Genomic DNA, 16,767 nt, shown 5'->3' with positions numbered 1-16,767 from the left:
CGCTCTAAATATACACTCATAGTTGCCTCCGGTGAAACTTGCTACGTCCACTTTACCAAATTTTTCTATTTTTACAATGAAAAATGGACTAGATTATGGCATTTTAACCGATTTAAAAACGTGTCAGATCATTCACAGGAAGAAGCTTCAGCTTGATCACACCAATAATATTGCGTGTTGCAATCAAACCATAATGGCGACTATCTGTCGCATAGGGGCGATTATCCCCTAAAACGAGACAATAGCCCTTCGGAATTGTTTTTGATCCATTCAGTTCGCCGCTAAAAAAGTTTTCTGTATAATTTTTCCCATTGTACTGGTTTTCATTGATTTCATCGACAATAAATTTTTCATCGACGGGCTCTCCATTGACCAATAGAATATCCTCGTTGTATTGGATCGTTTCATCAGCTAATCCTATAACTCTTCGAACTTGCTGCTTCTCACCTATTTTAAAAACAATTAAATCAAAACGTTTCGGTTGTTTTGTTTTTTTTGCCACGACTAAATCACCATTGTGCAACGTAGGTATCATTGCATAACCATGAATCCTTGTGCCTTTGAACTGGATCAAAATGACGATTGACAATAGAAACAATACACAAAAACAGGCAATAAAAAAATCTTTGATGTACGGACAATCGGTTGTTTCTTTATTTTTTTTCATGTGAATCCCTACTTATTTCTCTTTACTCAATGCAGACTCATTCACTTTGTAATAACTAAAAGCAGCTTTTTCATAGGTTTCACTTTTTTTTTATATCCTCTAAAAAAGCATCAACTAATTGGGCATTTCCATAAAAATTATTGGTTTGTGTGCTGGCATTCATCCCAAGTTGTTTGACAACATTATAATAACGATTTAACGTTAGTTGTCCTTCTTCTGTATTGATTTTACTGGCTTTTTTCGTTCCTTGGCTAGTCATAGAAGTCGCCAAATAGCGGATATTTTGCTGAATTTTCGCTTCGTCTTCTTCACCTTCTTTCGCTGTAAGCAATTCTTTTTCAAAATCTCTGATTAAATAATAGCATTTAACCAGCGTATCAGAATCATCGGACGTGAGATTCATCGATTGATAATAAGAAAGATAACTGGCACCACCAAACAATGACATCGCTGAAATTAAAGAAATGCTGAAGGAGATAAGTTGCTTTTTTCTAAACTTTTTTAGAGAAAAGCGCTTTTGAGCGATGCGCTTATTTCTCTTTTTATTTTTACTTTTTCTTTTTGGTAGTTTTGTCAGTTTTTTTTGGGTTCTAATCGATTGAAACAAGAAATAACAAGCTAATAAAAATAAGACGATTGCGACAGATAGCCCGCCAATAAATAGCTGATCTAAAATAGTCATTTTTATCAGCTCCTAACGATCTTTTCGTTTATTTTTGGATTTATTTGGCTGCTTCTTTCCATTTGTTTTTTTTTGTGGTGGATTAATTGAGTTTTTTGCTATTTTTCGTTTGCGTATCATAACAAGTATAATAAAAATTAGTGCGATTCCTACCACCAAGCCACCGACGATCAAAGCGATCAACTGCCAATTTATTCCTTTTTCCTGTACTAAACCGACATCTCGTTCATTAAATTTATCGGCCTCTTTTTGATCGATTGTAAATTCTTGGTCCCAACTCCATTTTTTATCGTCGGAGGTTACTAGAATCTTGGCTTTGTATTTACCTGCAACCATTTTCTCTCCATTCATACTAACCGGAAAATTGATAAATGTATTAGGTGCCATGCGCATTGCCGTTTGTTTTCGTTCATAAAGAATAGCTTCTTTGTTTTTCTCCGTTACTTGTACTTCTATTGTCATATTATTTAAATACGCTGCTTCTATATTTGAAAAATTAACAAAAATAGCGTTACGTGCATTGTCCTGATTGGCTTTCACACTATTTAATTCTAAATTTGGAGACGGGAGCTGATCATTTTCTTGTAATAATAATCCGATGACATACGCATACTGATTGATGATTTGCGAACCGCCTTTTTTATCTGTTTCTTCTTTTTGATTTGCCCGCATCAGCTGAATTCCACCTGCAATAGTGCCTTCATACATTGTCTCTGGCATCTGGATTGCTAGGTCAAGATCCTTTGTTTCTCCTGGTTTGAGTTCGACTGTTTTTGGACCAGTTACAATCTCTTTAAAATCAAATTTCAGTGAAGCATCATTCTCGATGGTGGAATCACCATATTCAATCACACCATTTTGATTGGTTTTAGCTCCATTTAGACTAACATCGACCGTCAATACTTCTTTACCTGGATTAGATAAAGCAATTTTAATTACTTGATGCGCATTGGGAGCCATTTTCAATTTGTAAAATCCAATGTTTTCTTCCATTTGATTCTCAGGAAAGGAAACTTTATATGTAAAACCCGTTGCCCCTCCTGGGTCTTTTTCATTCGCATTTACTTTCTGAACATTTCCAAAAAACACTATAACGATCAAGTTGAGTGCACCTAAAAATAGGAGCCATTTTCTTTTTTTCATAATTCACCTCATAAAATTCTTATTGATTTTTTCAGTATGTATACGAGCTTCCAGCATCGAATCGAACATGGAAAAAACAAGCTGATGGGAAAATCCATCAGCTTATTTTTACAACACACAATTATTGTGCGGCAACGATTTTCCAAGTTACTATTGCTGTATATGTGTCGATACTCATGTTTGAAGCTGTTGCTGAAGGAACAGTCAATTTAACAGAAGTTCCGTCTGTTCCTGGGTTCCCAGCTGGAGCACCTGCGCCTGGTGTGTAATCTTTACTTTGACCAAACTCCATTACGTAGGTTCCTTTTCCTTCTTTTGCAGCTTTATCCGCTGTTACAACTGGTTGAGCTCCACCGCCAAAGGCCAATTTAAACCCTGTTTTTGTGTCTGACGGTACAATGTTTTTATTTTCGCTATCTGGTACTGCCATTCCGTTTAAATAATCAATTGTAGAAGAATCCAAAATTGTACTTCCGTTTGCGGCAGTACCGGTAAATTGTTGCGTTAATTCAGCTGTAACTTCATACCCATAAACGCCATTCGCACGAATATCTGTCCAGCCTACGATAGCACCACGAGTACCTACTCCTGCTGGTGTTGCTTTAGTTAAATCGATTGGTGCAGCAAAAGCTTCAACATCTTTACTTGATGTTTTGATCGTGCCAAAGTTTAAATTAGAAACCTGATCGATCATCAATGCGCCACCATCTTTATTATCTTCGATTTCTGGATGGTCTGGTAATTTTTTATCTGGATCTTCCGGGTCAGGTGTTTTGCCTTTCCCTGGATCGCCACCTTCAATTACTTCTACCGTTCCTGTTGATGGTAATTCTTGCGGTGCTGCAGATGCTTGTGTGCCTCCTGCTAATGATGTTCCTAAAATAACTGCTACTAATGACACTGTACATAAACTTCTTACTTTCATTTGTTTACTCCCTCTCTTTTTTTGCTATTTATTAAGGCAACTCGGCTAATATCCAAGTTATCTCCGTTTGATATTGTACTGGGTAGATTTTGGTCGACTCCGGTACAGTTAAAGTGATGGCCGAATTCGTGTATGCAGGTTTTTGGTACTCCTCATCTAGAATTGCTTTGCCCTCTTTATCAATCAGCGGTTTTAATGTTGCTGGTTGATGATTGCTATTGGTATCAGAAGCGCCAAACTCAATAGTCCAGACACCACGGCCTGTATTGGGAATGGCGGTTGCCACTTCATAGGCAGTATCGATTGCATTTAACCCAATCGTTTCTCGTGTCACTGTTGGGGGTTTACTCGTCCCACTGGAATTTGCCCAGCCCTTATCTAAAGAAAGATACGCGCCGACTAAGGACTGTTCTTCCTTATTTTGTATCACAGGGTTGTTAAACTGAGTCCGTTGCTTGACTTGTAATGTCCAGCCAGTAGCAGCTCCTCTTTGATCAGTGATTTGAATATAGCTGCCTCTTGGTGTGGTTTCGTCGTGAAATTGTTGCGCTAAGGCCTCATATTTCCGTTCTTTTTTCTGAATCAACGCTTTGTTAAAATTTAAAGATGATACATAATCGATTCTAAGCGGTCCAGTTGTATGGGGGCTTTCACCAGGATCAATTTGATTTCCTGGATTTTCTGGATCTACGACATCAGACCGATCACTGCCAATGACCTCCACATTTCCTGAACCATTTAGCGTCTCCACTGCTTCTGCGTAGTAAGTGTGCCAAAAAGCACTCATACTTATCGCAACAGCTATGACGCCTATCCCAAAATACCTCGTTCCTTCTTTCATTTCCGCTCCTCCTTTTTACTGTTTCGTAAAAATAGCAGACAGAACAAAAGAAGTAACAATCCCCCACCTATCCAACCATACTGTCGAACAAGCTCACCTGTTTTAGGAAAACGTCCTACTGGTTTTGCAGTATCAGGAGCACTTGACGACGTTGGAATAAGAATTTCAGAGGTGCTAGGTTCTGTTGAGGAACTTAGCTGTGTTTCTTCATAAAACATAATCTTGCCGCCTCTAGTAACTTGTCCATCACCAGCCTCATCTGATGCTTGAACTGGTGAAGCTATGCCAAACAAACTAATGAATAAACTTAAGAAGAGGGGTAAAATCAATCGTTGTGTCTTTTTCATATTTTCCCCCTTCTATGGTTGTCCAGCCATGATTTTCCAAGTAATCGTTCCAATATAATCTCCGGTATACACGGTATCAGAGGAATTCATTTGAAGCTTTATCCCATCTGTTCCTTGAGCAGTTCCCCACGAATCACTAACTGTAAATTTCCCGTCTTTCCCTTCACTATTGGCATAGACGACTTGTGCATTATTATCAAGAATGGTTTCCTGTCCTTGATCTACATAACGCAAAGCATTTACAAGCTCTTCGCCTTTGCCATTGATCATTGGACTAGTTAAGGTTGCAGTTAAATGCCACCCTTGTATTGGATTTGCTCGTGTATCTGAAACAATCAGTTTTTCCTTGAAATCAGGATTTTCAACTCTTTTTGTTTTTGCATCATAAGTCAGCTTACCGAAATTCAAGGTTTTTGGTACTGAATCTAACGCTAGATTCCCCTGGAATTTATAGATTACTGTTCCTGCCGTATAAGAAGTGGCGGTCTCAGGCTCTGGGTTATCCCACGGTAATTTTGTATAGCCTTTTGTTACTAATTCAGACACAATATCCTGCACTGTTTTATCAATGGATAAATCAATTGTATCTGCCGTATTGCCCTCTAATGTAATCGGCAAATGTAGTTCATTATTTAATTCACCAATAAATTTAACCGTTAACGTTGCACTGATATCAGAAATCATGATCGTTACTTCTTTTTCAGCAGTGACTCCTTTAGCCGTCGTTAAAACCAATGTTACTTTTTGTGGTCCAAGAATAGATGAATCAGGTAATTTCCCATCTTTATAGGATACAGCCACTGGTTCATCGATGGCATTCTCGGTATCGACACGAAGATTATCAAGATAGGCTGTTTGCTTGTCTATTTTTGAGAAATCGGTGCCTTTTTGGAATGTCAAATCCTTTTTAGGATCTCCATCTGGAATTCCTTCATATAAAACTTTTGCTGTTGTATCATCGGTAATTTCTGATGCGATATCTTTATTGTGCACGACTGCACCCGTCACACTATCATTGACCTCGTAGTGAACTTTGGTGGATAATCCTTGCTCAAACAGCATATATCCGTCATCCTTACCGCCATTTTGGTAACGATAGTCCGCTTTATTTTTGGCAAAATCAAACGTGCTGTTTGGTTTTGCTGAAACCGTAATTTCAAATACTTTCCCGTTGAATTCATCTGCAGTTGAGTCTTTTGCTGTTAATAAAAGTTTACTCGGATTAGCTGGATTGACTGAAAGTATAAACAAATCAGTTAAATCATCTGCATTCCCATATGAATTAACTTTGATGTTGGCTAAATCAATATCATAATAAGCTGGGACAGTTGTTTCGATTATAAATTTGTTATTACGATTGATCACACGATTATCTGCTACATCTTGAATGATGGTATAATTCAAGCCTAAGTAGTTAGGGTCTTTGTGTGTTTGATCAGTAGTATTACCGATGACGACTGGTTTCGCAGGGGCTATTCGGGCTAGCGATTCAGTTTCGTACATCACTAGCATAGGTGTACTCCAATTAGCAGAAAATGCCGTAGTATACGTTGACCCTTGGAACAATTTATCTAATCTGGTATAGCTTTTATCGACAATATTCGCAGCTCCTGAAATATTGATCGTTTCAATAGGTGATGGCCCCAGTTGATAGCCCAGATTTTCATCCGCATCTGTCGTAACAAAAATCCTACTAAAGTCACCGTCAAAATCTGTTATGATTTGTTTTGCAAGGTTGATATTATTGTAATTCCAAATTCCTTTAACATTTATCTGCTTTTTAGTTACAGAATCGTAAAATTCATAATGATAGGAAACTGTATCACCTTTACTATAATTTTCTGAAAGATTACTTGCTTCTTTAGCATTTGGATCAACGTTACCCTTTTTCCCACCCATCATTAAGAAAGCTTTTTCCCAAAGAATTGGTGAATCGCTAGCAGTTAAATAGCTATTATATAGCTTTCGTTCACTAACATCTAAAGCAAAAAAGTTTACATCAGGATAACCACCACCTGGATAACCAGAGACATATTGAAAATTCAATTTATCGATAACCAACTTGAGATCAATCTCTCTACCTTTATAAATACCAGCATTTCTAACCCAAACAGCACGTTCCGGATATAAGGCATCATCTTTAGGATTAAAGCTAATGACTTGACTTTTTCCTCTGAAATTATGCTGATTCGAACCAGGAAATGTATTTCTGCTTACAAAATCTTCAACTTTCGATGCACCGATAGGCTCATATACGACTTTGTCTGACAGTCGAAATTTCAATGAGTAATCTCCTGAAATCTCGACCTTTGAAGTAGCATTGATATCAATTATATTCACACCAGGCGTCGTGATAAAATCGGAATACCCAACAGGTGGTGCTGCCATTAATCTATCATTTCTGCTCTGAGTAAAATAAAAGATACCAACAACAAGTCCGGTGAGTACCAGCATTAATCTAAGTTTATTTTTCCTTTTTTTTCTCATTTTTTTCCTCCTTTCTATTTTGATAATTACTCTAATTTTTTTTGCATCCCTCCTTTCAATAAGTCAACTATTGGGGAAGATAAAGGAAATGGATGTTTTCTTATTTTCTGTTACTCAATAAACTCCTCTGGAAGTGTTAAAATATACCCTTTCGAACGAACCGTTTTAATCATATTTGCATATTTTTTGTCAATGATTTCTATTTTCTGACGAATGTGAAAGATTAAATTGGCTACTCGGTATTTTGGTGCTGATTCTTTTTTTTTCCATAAATAATTGGCAATTTCCTCATAGGTTCGCACCGTATTTATAGATGTATATAAGTAATCAAGCAACATATACTCTAATTTTGTCAGCATCATCTTTTTGCCAGCAATCACAGCGGTAAAACTTGATGGATCTAAACAAAAATTATGATTTTTATCGGCCTCAGTCTCTTCTTTGCCCATAGAAAGCAGTCCATTTTTTATCGTCCAAGCAATTTCTTCAAATGAGTCTGTTTCCACTAGAAAGCCTGTCACACCTAATTTTAAATAGATGAGCTTTTCCTCTCCTAAGGGCTCACTCGCTAAAATCCAAATTGGTTTTAATGTACTTTCTCTCACTTTGATCAACCACTGAAATAATTTCTCTATTTGTACATGTTCATTTTTTGGAAGGACAATCCCATGTAAAGAGGTTAGCTTTGTCTTTTCCAAATCATGGACTGTAATATCAAAATCAGTAAGAAATCGTTCCTGCTCTTTTTTATGTATCATTTGTTTATCTGAAAGTACCCCAATTGCGTACATATCTTTTCACATCCTTTTGTTTTTGCTGTATACTATCAAAGATAATTCTAATGACCTATATTATATTTTTTGTACATTTTTATCTCATTATCTGTTATAACAAGATAATGTCGGTTAAGACCTTGATACAATCACTTCGTGTATTTCATTTGACGGCGGAATGACGGCGAAGAAAATATCAACAGTATAATATGTTAGAGCGAGCTGACAGAATCAATTGCTTTTCTCTTCTCAGTCAGAAAAGAACTAATGTATGTATCTAATGTCATTTTTATTGAGCTGTGCCCTAATAAATCACTGATTGTGGCTACAGTCGCACCGTTTTCTAAACAGCGAGTAGCAAAGGTATGTCTCAAGGCATGAAAATGAACAGGTGGAAGCTGTGCTTTTTGACAGATTTGTTTAAAATGGTAATTGATCACTCGAGGCTCCAATGCTTTTCTTTTCCCCACTACATAATCACTTTGTGCTTCTTTTTGCATTTTTTGAAGCAAACAACTCATGTTCTGAGATAAGGGAATAATACGAACAGAGTTGCTACTTTTTGGTGAAAGCTCAACTAATTCTGTTTTTTGTCTTGCCCCTTCTGTGGCCACTCGCTGTAGTGTTCGTTTCACTCTAATGACTTGCTCAAGAAAATCAATGTCTTGCCATTTTAATCCAGCAATCTCTCCAATTCTCATTCCCGTTTCTAAAGCAATCAAAATCGGTAGACCAGCTTTATGTTGTTTTGCTACTTTTTCAAGTCTTTCTTGTTCTTGTTTGGTCAAACTTTGTACTGTGCTTGATTTTTGTTTTGGTAGTTGAACGTCCGTACATGGATTTTTTATAATCAAAGACCGCTTGACTGCATAGTTTAGGCAACTTCTTAAAACTCTATAAGTTGCATGAATTGAGCTGATTGCCAGTTCATCCCGCAATGAATTTAACCAATACTCTACTTGATTTTTTTTGATCATATAAATCGGCTGATTTCCAAGAACCGGTAAAATATGATGTGTCAGCTTGGTAGAATAACTACTATATGTACTAGGCTTAACATCAGGCTTGATTTCTTTTAACCAATCAGCCGACCATTCATTTAAAGTCCCTTCGTATTTTTTGATAAAAGGCTCATCAGCATGTTGTTGTGTAGACTTTAAATGAATTAAGCGTTGTTTGACTTCTTTATATTTATAGCCGTAAACATAGCCATAATGAATAGTGCCATTTGTTTTTCGACCTTTTGCGTACCTACCTTCCCAACGTCCATCTTTTCTTTTATAAATATTTTCCCCTCTTCTAGTCATTTAAATTCAATCCTTCCTACTTCAATAATTTGACGGCTAAACTGACGGCTTAAAAATATAATTACTTGTTATTCTATTAAATTAATCACTATGAAAACATATTTATTTAAAATAAATACAAAAACCTATTTTTATTCCATAAAAACCTATTGACACCTTACTATTTAAATAGTAGTATATGTTTTAGAAACGTTCGTTATCTTAAAAAAGACAAATAAAAGCTTCCGATTATAACAGATAATCGGAAGCTTTTATTTGTTTTTTGTCTATTTTTAGTTATTTAAAAGCCATTCCTTCTTTTTTATTCTAACTATATTTATTAAAAATAGCAATTAGATTTTAAAAAATTATTTAAGCATAGTGTCTAGCTTGCTCATATAGCTTCATTCTTCTATAGCAATTATGAAATACTAGATCATTCATACCCATTGCGCTGACATGTTGAATCAGCTACATTTTGAAAAATAGGATTTCTTGAAATGAAAAACGATTGTGCAAGAATAGATTCGTATTCTATCCAACTGATTTGAGATCACCTATTTCATTTTTTCTAGTTTAGCCTTGATTTCTTCAGTAGAATAACGTTTGAGTAATCGCTTTATTTCTCCTTCGACATTGAAGATACCAGCTTTGTTATATCCTAAATTTTTAAGTGCTACAGTAACATAATGAATAAAGTTTTCCTCTTTCAACATGATTCACTCCCGTTTTAAATTTTCCAACGATGAACATTTTTCTTAAAGCAAAAATAGCCTAGAGACAACAATAGTATCGTCCCAACAGTTAAAGTAAAAAGACCATTTATACTATTGATTTGAGCATTATGCAATGTTCGTGGCAAACACCAGTTAGCATAATACTCCTGATTTTCAATTGAAAATAGCTCAAATGGGCGAAAATCATAACCCACAAACAATCGACTCACGTTCAAATATACAAATGGATTGAACTGAGCGATTTTTCTCATAAAGTCATTGTTCAACGTACTTAAAGTATAGCCTTCAAATAAAATCAGCAGCGTGATAACTATGCTAAAACTTGTTTTCTTCAACAAAATACTAACCAAAAAATGAAGAGCAAAACAAAAGCCTAAAACAAACATAAACACCAAAAATACTTGTCCAGTGTATTGAAGTATCGGAATCATTGTCATCGACTTTTCTGTAAAAACAATCACTGGATAATCAAATGAACTTGCACCTGAGAACAGACTTGCTACCACAAAACCAAAAACTAGTACTAACCCCATCGCCAACACTGACTGTAACCATACTAAAAAGTACTTAGTGAAATACAAGCGGCCTCTCTTTACAGGTTGAGAAAAATAGAAATACATACTTTGCTCTTCAATTTCCTTGGTCAAGCTGTCACCAAACAAAAACAACAACCAAACGATGCCAAAGCTACTCGCCAAATAAGAGAATAAGATCGCTGTAAAAATCGTATTTCTCGTTCCGTAACGCATCGATTGAGGAGGCAATTTACGTTTCACTAATTCTTCGTTTAGCATTTTCCGATAAAATGGATAGGTTGGTAGCGTCAATTTTCCAATTAATGATTTTCCCTGATCAGCGTCGGTGCGAAAGTTCTCTTCTTGTATCGCTATGTTTTGGTTCGTCTCTTTCAAGAATTGATTGATTTCATCACTATAACTACCTAGTCCCATAACTTCTGTTTTGTCTTCTGTCAATAAAGCTATAGCATTGTTTTCTTTTTGTCCCTGATAGCTATTAAATATAAATAAAATGACGGTCAACAAAAGCCCTAATAGCAAAAATAAATATGTTTTTCGCGTTTGCCATGTTTTCTTACCTTCAAACCAAATCAGATTCATCCTTTTTTCTCCCTCCAATTCAGTTGCCAAATCAGAGCTAACACGAGATTCCAGCTGATTAAAACGAGCACTTGAATAACATAAGAGGTTGAAAAGTGACCGCTGATTTCTACTATTTTAGTATTCGTGTCCATATAGAAAAAAGGAAGAGCAAAACTGATCACATGAATTTTTGGAATCAGTTTTTCTAAAATGACTGGTACAAGCATGATGATCAGAAATAATCCAAGTACTTCTACAGCATTTTTTACCCACTTAGACAACAATAATAGAAAACTGATTGCACACATGATAAAGAGCACTTGTAAGCTGATTGTTTTAATCAAAAAGTTCCATAACGGGATCAACTTAAACGCTGTTCCTTGATAAATGGCTATTGGATACATCAATGAACCTGTTCCATGCACTAGACTTGCTACGATAAAGCCTAAAGCTAATAACATGATCAAACCACCAACAAAAATACTCACCGCTACCACATATTTACGTTGAAAAAATCGCATCGTATTGATTGGTTGAACTGCCATAAACAAATAATTTTTCCGTTCATATTCGCTTGTTAAGAAATCAAAAAAGCATAAACCAATCATAGTCACTATAATAAAATTCATCCAATGACTTAACAAATAATAGACAAAATAAAAGCCTTGTTGCCCGATTTCTACGTTTGCAATCGGAATGTCCCGCTCGAGAAGCCATTGATCACGAGCCAGCTGTTCAGCAATATTAGTTTCATTGCGCCACGGTTCGCCACCAAGATCCAGATATTTTTGCTGTAATGTTAGTCGTTCCATTTGAATCTTAGTTTTTTCAAGCCACTTTTTCTCTACCTGAGCAGTGTGCTCATCTTCTAACAGATAAATAATATCGATCAAGATTTTTTGAAGTGCTTGTTCTTTATTAGAAGGAAGCTTCCCGTTTTCATCTAAAAGTAGTAATAACTTGTAATTTTCCTTTGGTCCACTATATCCTTGCGGCGGGTCGATTTCGTCATTAAGTGCTTTTAAATGGTTAAAAACAGCTTGATCTTCCCCTAGATTCTTATAATAAAGATTTGTTAAGGAAACAAAAACCGAGAGTATAGCCAAACCTATCAAAATAATATTTTTAGGATTTTTGATCCATTTTTTCCATTCAAAATTCATAATGAACTCCACTGATTTTTACCATATAAATTAAAATACACAGATTCTAACTGACCATTTGTCGCCTGACAATCAAATAATTCTATTTCCTGCTCTTTGCAAAAAGATTGAAACACATTAAATTGCTGTTTAGAAAATGTTCCGACTAGCTTATACTCAGAGAGTTTAGTGCATACGACTTCGATTCTCGATAAAAAAGAGAGTGCTTTTTCGAGATCTTTTAAAACGATCGTATACTCTAGGGTATCGATCATAACCTCTTCTTTTCTAATTAATTTTCCTTTATACAAAAAGAGCACATGTTCCGTCACTTTTTCAATTTCCTCAAGATTATGAGAAGAAATAATCATCGATACACCTTGATCAGCTAATGTTCGAATAATATTTCGTACTTTGATAATGCTGTCTGGGTCTAAGCCATTTAACGGTTCATCCATTAAAAGTAGCTCAGGTTTGTTGATCAAAGATACCGTTAACAATAAGTGCTGCTTCATTCCTAAAGAATAATGTTTGACTTTCTTTTTTAAGTAATCGGCAATCCCCAACTCTATGACCAATTGCTGAAGTTCTTCTTTTGTTTTACCTTGTTCTTTACGGACAAATTCCAAATGATCCCAGCCAGTCAAATTTCCATATAAAATAGAAGCATCCTGTAAATAAGACATTTTATAAAATAAGCGGTAATCTGTATTCGGTTGTCCAAAGATCTGAATCGTCCCTGAATTGATTGGATCGATGTTTGCAATGCTATTTAGTAACGTTGTTTTCCCTGTACCATTTGGTGCTACTAAAGCAATGATCTTGGGCTCATCCAACGAAAAATCAAGCTCATCTAAAACTTGCTGTTCACCAAAATATTTGGTTACTCCTTTGATTTCTAAAATCTTCCCCATTTTTATCTTTCTCCTATTATTCTTGATTGTTTAATCTCTACAATCTTTCAACTACTATTTTAGCATTAAGCAATAGGTACAGACTTGTCATTTCAATGAACAATATGTGAATAAAGTTAGAAGGCTATTTTCAGCCAAATAGAATAAACACCCAAATTGTCTGCTGCAATGACAAACAGTTGGGTGCACATCAAATAAATCTTTAACGAACCAATTTCTATATTATTTTAAAACCATGATTGCCTCCGGTGCAAGACTAAATCTGTTGACTTTGCTAGCCTCGATCTGCTTACTGCCTTTCCACCAAAGATCGATTTCTTTACAAGTAAACCAAGCGTTTTGTTCAAATGGTGTTTGCTGACTAGTGACATATTTCACCTCTAACTGATTGACTTCAATCTCATCAAGCAGCAAATCATGCGCTCGAATACCAATATAATGACAATCTGTCGGCACTTTTACGGCAACTGTTAGTGGCGTTTCCCATCCACTAACTTGAACGGTATGAGAATCAATCCGTTTAACCGGGAATATGTTTTTGCAGCCAGTTAGTCGAGCGGCTTCGATCGTTTGAGGTTGTTTAAATATATCTGTTGTTGTACCTTTGATCAAACCCGCTTCGGTCATGACCACAAGTAATGGACAAAGTCGATAGAGTTCATCCAAACTATGACTAACGATCAAGACATTGCCTCTAAAATCCTTCAAATGCTTTTGTAATTCAAGCTGAAGTTCTTCTTTTAGCGATGTATCCAACGCTGAAAATGGTTCGTCCAACAATAACAATTCAGGTTCTGATGCCAACATACGCGCTAAAGCTACTCTTTGCTTTTGCCCACCTGAAAGCTGTCTAGGATAACTATTTTTTACGTTTTCTAAATGAAACATGTGCAACAACTCTAAGATCAATTGCGAATCTTTGGTCACACTCGTTAAGTTTTTATAGACTGTTAAGTGAGGGAATAGTGCATATTGTTGAAAAAGCAAGCCAACTTTACGTTGTTGTGGTGGTAAATCGATCTTATTTTCCTGATCAAACAACACACGATTACCTAGTTGAATACGACCTGAATCCGGCGTTTCGATACCAGCAATACATTTAAGCAGCATGCTTTTCCCGCAACCAGATGCCCCTAAAATACCAAGTGTTGTTGCCTCTATTTCAAAGTTTGCTATCAACAGATGATCTCTTAACTTTTTTTGAATATCAACAACCAGTTTCATGCTTGCGTCCTCCCAGCTTTTCTGCTGAACAGCTCTGTTAAACATAGAATCAATAAACAAATGGTCACGATGATCGCAACGTACTTTTGTGCCAAAGCCCAATCACCTGCTGCAACCGCTGAATAAATCGCCAAAGGAAGTGTTCGTGTTTTTCCAGCGATATTTCCTGCTAACATTGTAGTAGCGCCAAACTCTCCTAATCCGCGAGCAAAAGCTAACACGCCCCCTGCTAAAAGCCCATTGATCGCTAGAGGCAACGCGATTTTCAAAAATATTTTTCGTTCTGAAAATCCTAATGTTTGGGCTGCCGCAATGATTTCAGGATCGATTTGTTCAAATGCCGCAATGGCTGAACGGTACATCAAAGGAAATGATACCGCAACTGCGGCAATCACTGTAGCTGTCCATGAAAAAACGACCTTCACTGCAAAAAAATCCAATAGAAACCGCCCAATTGGCTGCTGAACACCAAAAATATCCAATAAAAAGAAACCAAAAACCGTTGGCGGCAGCACCAGCGGTAAGGTGAATAAACTGTTGAACAAGATTTTTAATCCGTGATGCTTCATACGAAATACCAAATAGGCAATCAACGTTCCGCTAATAAAAGTAAAGGCTATTGCAATGATTGCTGTTTTAAAAGAAATAATGATTGGACTCAAATCCATCAGACTCACCTACTTATTCATAATAAACCCAGTATCTTCAAAGTATTTAGCCACTTCTTTACTTTCCAAAAAGGTGAGGAACTTCTCAGCCATTGCTTTTTCTTTTGACTTTTCAACGATACCAACAGGATAAATAATTGGTTCATTTAAGGTATCTTCTGGTAACACTGCTACGACTTTTACTTTATCATTTGATGCAGCATCCGTAGCATAAACTAGACCAGCTTGCGCACTACCTTGTGCAACCCAATTTAAAACCTCTGTTACATTCGTCCCAAAACTAGCATGCTCCTTGACATACTCCCAATCACCTAATGCTTTTAACCCTTTTTCAGCGTATTGACCGGCAGGAACACTAGCAGGATCACCTACTGCAATCATTTCTGCTTTCTTCAAATCGCTAAAATCCTTCCAATCAGCATCTGAAGAGCTTGATATGATCATCACTAATTGATTTTGGAGTAAAGGTGTGACACTATCTTTATCGATCAATTTTTGTGAGACTAACGCATCCATTTGTTTTGTCGCAGCTGAAAAGAAAATATCTGCTTCCAAGCCTTTTTCGATTTGTGACTGTAATTTTCCAGAACTGTCGTAATTCCCTTCAATCGTTGTCCCAGGATTGTCTTCCATGAATGCGGGAATAATTTGTTTTTCCATGACCGACTCAAGACTCGCTGCGGCTGCGATCAATAAATGATGCTCCTCTGAGTTACTGGAATTAGTTGCAGCAGTTGTTTGTTTCTCATTTGATGTACAACCCGATACAACTAAAAATACCAGTACTAATAACGCCAGAACACTTATTTTCCGATGTTGTTTCATTATCTCTCCTCCTACAATGCTTTTTTATAAAAAGCCACCATAACCTAAATGAGCGATTTCTTCTTTGGTTATTTTGTCTTGAGCGATTATTCTCGGCAATAGTAAATCAAAAACAGTTTGTTTGGAAAACATAACTCCCCCAGGCAAACCTACGATTGTTTTTTCACCTAAATAGGCAATCAATAGCATTGACCCAGGTAAAACAGGTGTACCGTGGGAAATGATTTCAGCTCCTGTTTGCTTGATTGCTAGCGGCGTGCGATCATCTGGATCAACACTCATGCCACCTGTACAAAGAACGATATCCGCTCCTTTATCGATCATTCCTTCAATAGATCTCGTAATCATCATTGGATCATCATTGACGATTTCATGAAATTCAATTGTAGCACTCGGATAATAAGACAACTTTTCTTTCACTACTGGTGTAAAAGAATCTTCAATCAGGCCATTAAACACTTCACTTCCTGTCGTAACGATCCCAACTGATACAGGTTTAAACGGAATCAGTGATAAAACCGCATCATTGCAGGTCAAGCGTTCTGCTTCCATTAATTTTTCTGGCTCAATTTCTAAAGGAATGATCCGTGTTCCTGCAAGTTTTTGACCAGCACTTACTTTTTGATTGTTCTTCAATGTCGCAACAGCGATTTTACCGATCGAATTTAGCTTAAATAAAAGCTCTTTATTTACTTTTAATAGTCCATCTACTTCAGCAACTGCCTCGATTTTGCCTTCTGTAACGAGCGTTGGTTGCATAAATTCTCCTGAAATCAACTGGTATAAAAAAGCAGCAGCCTCATTTTCATGGATTAAATTTGACTCCTCAGATTCTAAAAATAAATGCTCTTTTCCAAGTGAAAGCAGTACAGGAATATCCTCTGAGGTCACTTGATGCCCCTTAGTAAAGATAGCGCCCTTATACTCTCCTCTAACGATTTTGGTGATATCCTGACATAAAATCAAGCCTTGTGCATCAACTGTTTTTACAACTTTCATCTGTGTT

At 36.4% G+C, this 16,767-nt stretch carries 17 protein-coding genes; all 17 read right to left on the bottom strand.

Annotated features, from left to right (window positions below):
• Positions 1-112 precede the first annotated feature (112 nt).
• Positions 113-667, bottom strand: a complete 555-nt coding sequence (gene lepB, locus V192_RS0113155) for a signal peptidase I (RefSeq protein WP_025872463.1) — start codon at positions 665-667, stop codon at positions 113-115.
• A 79-nt stretch (positions 668-746) separates the two neighbouring features.
• Positions 747-1,349, bottom strand: a complete 603-nt coding sequence (locus tag V192_RS20210) for a hypothetical protein (RefSeq protein WP_239644683.1) — start codon at positions 1,347-1,349, stop codon at positions 747-749.
• 12 nt (positions 1,350-1,361) lie between these two features.
• Entirely contained in the window at positions 1,362-2,492 is a 1,131-nt protein-coding gene (locus V192_RS0113145; RefSeq protein ID WP_025872461.1) for a WxLIP family cell surface protein, read from the bottom strand.
• A 121-nt stretch (positions 2,493-2,613) separates the two neighbouring features.
• Entirely contained in the window at positions 2,614-3,417 is an 804-nt protein-coding gene (locus tag V192_RS0113140; protein ID WP_025872459.1) for a WxL domain-containing protein, read from the bottom strand.
• Between the two features lie 31 nt (positions 3,418-3,448).
• Complete coding sequence (locus tag V192_RS0113135; RefSeq protein WP_025872457.1) at positions 3,449-4,258, bottom strand: WxL domain-containing protein; 810 nt, start codon at positions 4,256-4,258, stop codon at positions 3,449-3,451.
• Positions 4,255-4,605: an LPXTG cell wall anchor domain-containing protein gene (locus V192_RS0113130; RefSeq protein WP_025872455.1), complete on the bottom strand. Its 351-nt coding sequence runs from the start codon at positions 4,603-4,605 to the stop codon at positions 4,255-4,257. Before V192_RS0113130 ends, V192_RS0113135 begins: the two co-directional genes overlap by 4 nt.
• A 12-nt stretch (positions 4,606-4,617) precedes the next feature.
• On the bottom strand, positions 4,618-7,092 hold the full coding sequence (locus tag V192_RS0113125; protein WP_025872453.1) for a WxL domain-containing protein: 2,475 nt from the start codon (positions 7,090-7,092) through the stop codon (positions 4,618-4,620).
• Positions 7,093-7,202: 110 nt separating this feature from the next.
• Positions 7,203-7,883, bottom strand: coding sequence for a winged helix-turn-helix domain-containing protein (locus V192_RS20970; protein WP_025872450.1), 681 nt, complete (start codon positions 7,881-7,883; stop codon positions 7,203-7,205).
• Between the two features lie 194 nt (positions 7,884-8,077).
• On the bottom strand, positions 8,078-9,172 hold the full coding sequence (locus V192_RS0113115) for a tyrosine-type recombinase/integrase (protein ID WP_025872448.1): 1,095 nt from the start codon (positions 9,170-9,172) through the stop codon (positions 8,078-8,080).
• 536 nt (positions 9,173-9,708) lie between these two features.
• Positions 9,709-9,867 carry a hypothetical protein gene (locus V192_RS21560; protein WP_158001107.1) on the bottom strand — a complete coding sequence of 53 codons (159 nt, stop codon included), beginning with the start codon at positions 9,865-9,867 and terminating at the stop codon, positions 9,709-9,711.
• Between the two features lie 14 nt (positions 9,868-9,881).
• Positions 9,882-11,006 carry an ABC transporter permease gene (locus tag V192_RS0113105; RefSeq protein WP_025872446.1) on the bottom strand — a complete coding sequence of 375 codons (1,125 nt, stop codon included), beginning with the start codon at positions 11,004-11,006 and terminating at the stop codon, positions 9,882-9,884.
• Positions 11,003-12,151, bottom strand: a complete 1,149-nt coding sequence (locus V192_RS0113100; protein ID WP_025872444.1) for an ABC transporter permease — start codon at positions 12,149-12,151, stop codon at positions 11,003-11,005. Before V192_RS0113100 ends, V192_RS0113105 begins: the two co-directional genes overlap by 4 nt.
• Positions 12,148-13,044 (bottom strand): ABC transporter ATP-binding protein, encoded by an 897-nt coding sequence (locus tag V192_RS20205; RefSeq protein WP_025872442.1) that lies wholly within the window; start codon positions 13,042-13,044, stop codon positions 12,148-12,150. Before V192_RS20205 ends, V192_RS0113100 begins: the two co-directional genes overlap by 4 nt.
• Before the next feature lie 222 nt (positions 13,045-13,266).
• On the bottom strand, positions 13,267-14,268 hold the full coding sequence (locus V192_RS0113090; RefSeq protein WP_025872440.1) for a sulfate/molybdate ABC transporter ATP-binding protein: 1,002 nt from the start codon (positions 14,266-14,268) through the stop codon (positions 13,267-13,269).
• Positions 14,265-14,936 (bottom strand): molybdate ABC transporter permease subunit, encoded by a 672-nt coding sequence (modB, locus tag V192_RS0113085; RefSeq protein WP_025872438.1) that lies wholly within the window; start codon positions 14,934-14,936, stop codon positions 14,265-14,267. The genes V192_RS0113090 and modB overlap by 4 nt, the downstream gene beginning before the upstream one ends.
• Positions 14,937-14,945: 9 nt before the next feature.
• Positions 14,946-15,764 (bottom strand): molybdate ABC transporter substrate-binding protein, encoded by an 819-nt coding sequence (gene modA, locus V192_RS0113080; protein WP_025872436.1) that lies wholly within the window; start codon positions 15,762-15,764, stop codon positions 14,946-14,948.
• 21 nt (positions 15,765-15,785) lie between these two features.
• Positions 15,786-16,760, bottom strand: a complete 975-nt coding sequence (locus V192_RS0113075; protein ID WP_025872434.1) for a molybdopterin-binding protein — start codon at positions 16,758-16,760, stop codon at positions 15,786-15,788.
• Between the last annotated feature and the right edge of the window lie 7 nt (positions 16,761-16,767).

Source organism: Enterococcus crotali (genome assembly GCF_000633635.1).
Taxonomy (GTDB): Bacteria; Bacillota; Bacilli; order Lactobacillales; family Enterococcaceae; genus Enterococcus_L; species Enterococcus_L crotali.
The sequence above is the reverse complement of the archived record's forward strand: the minus strand, read 5'-3'. Positions and strand labels throughout refer to the sequence as shown.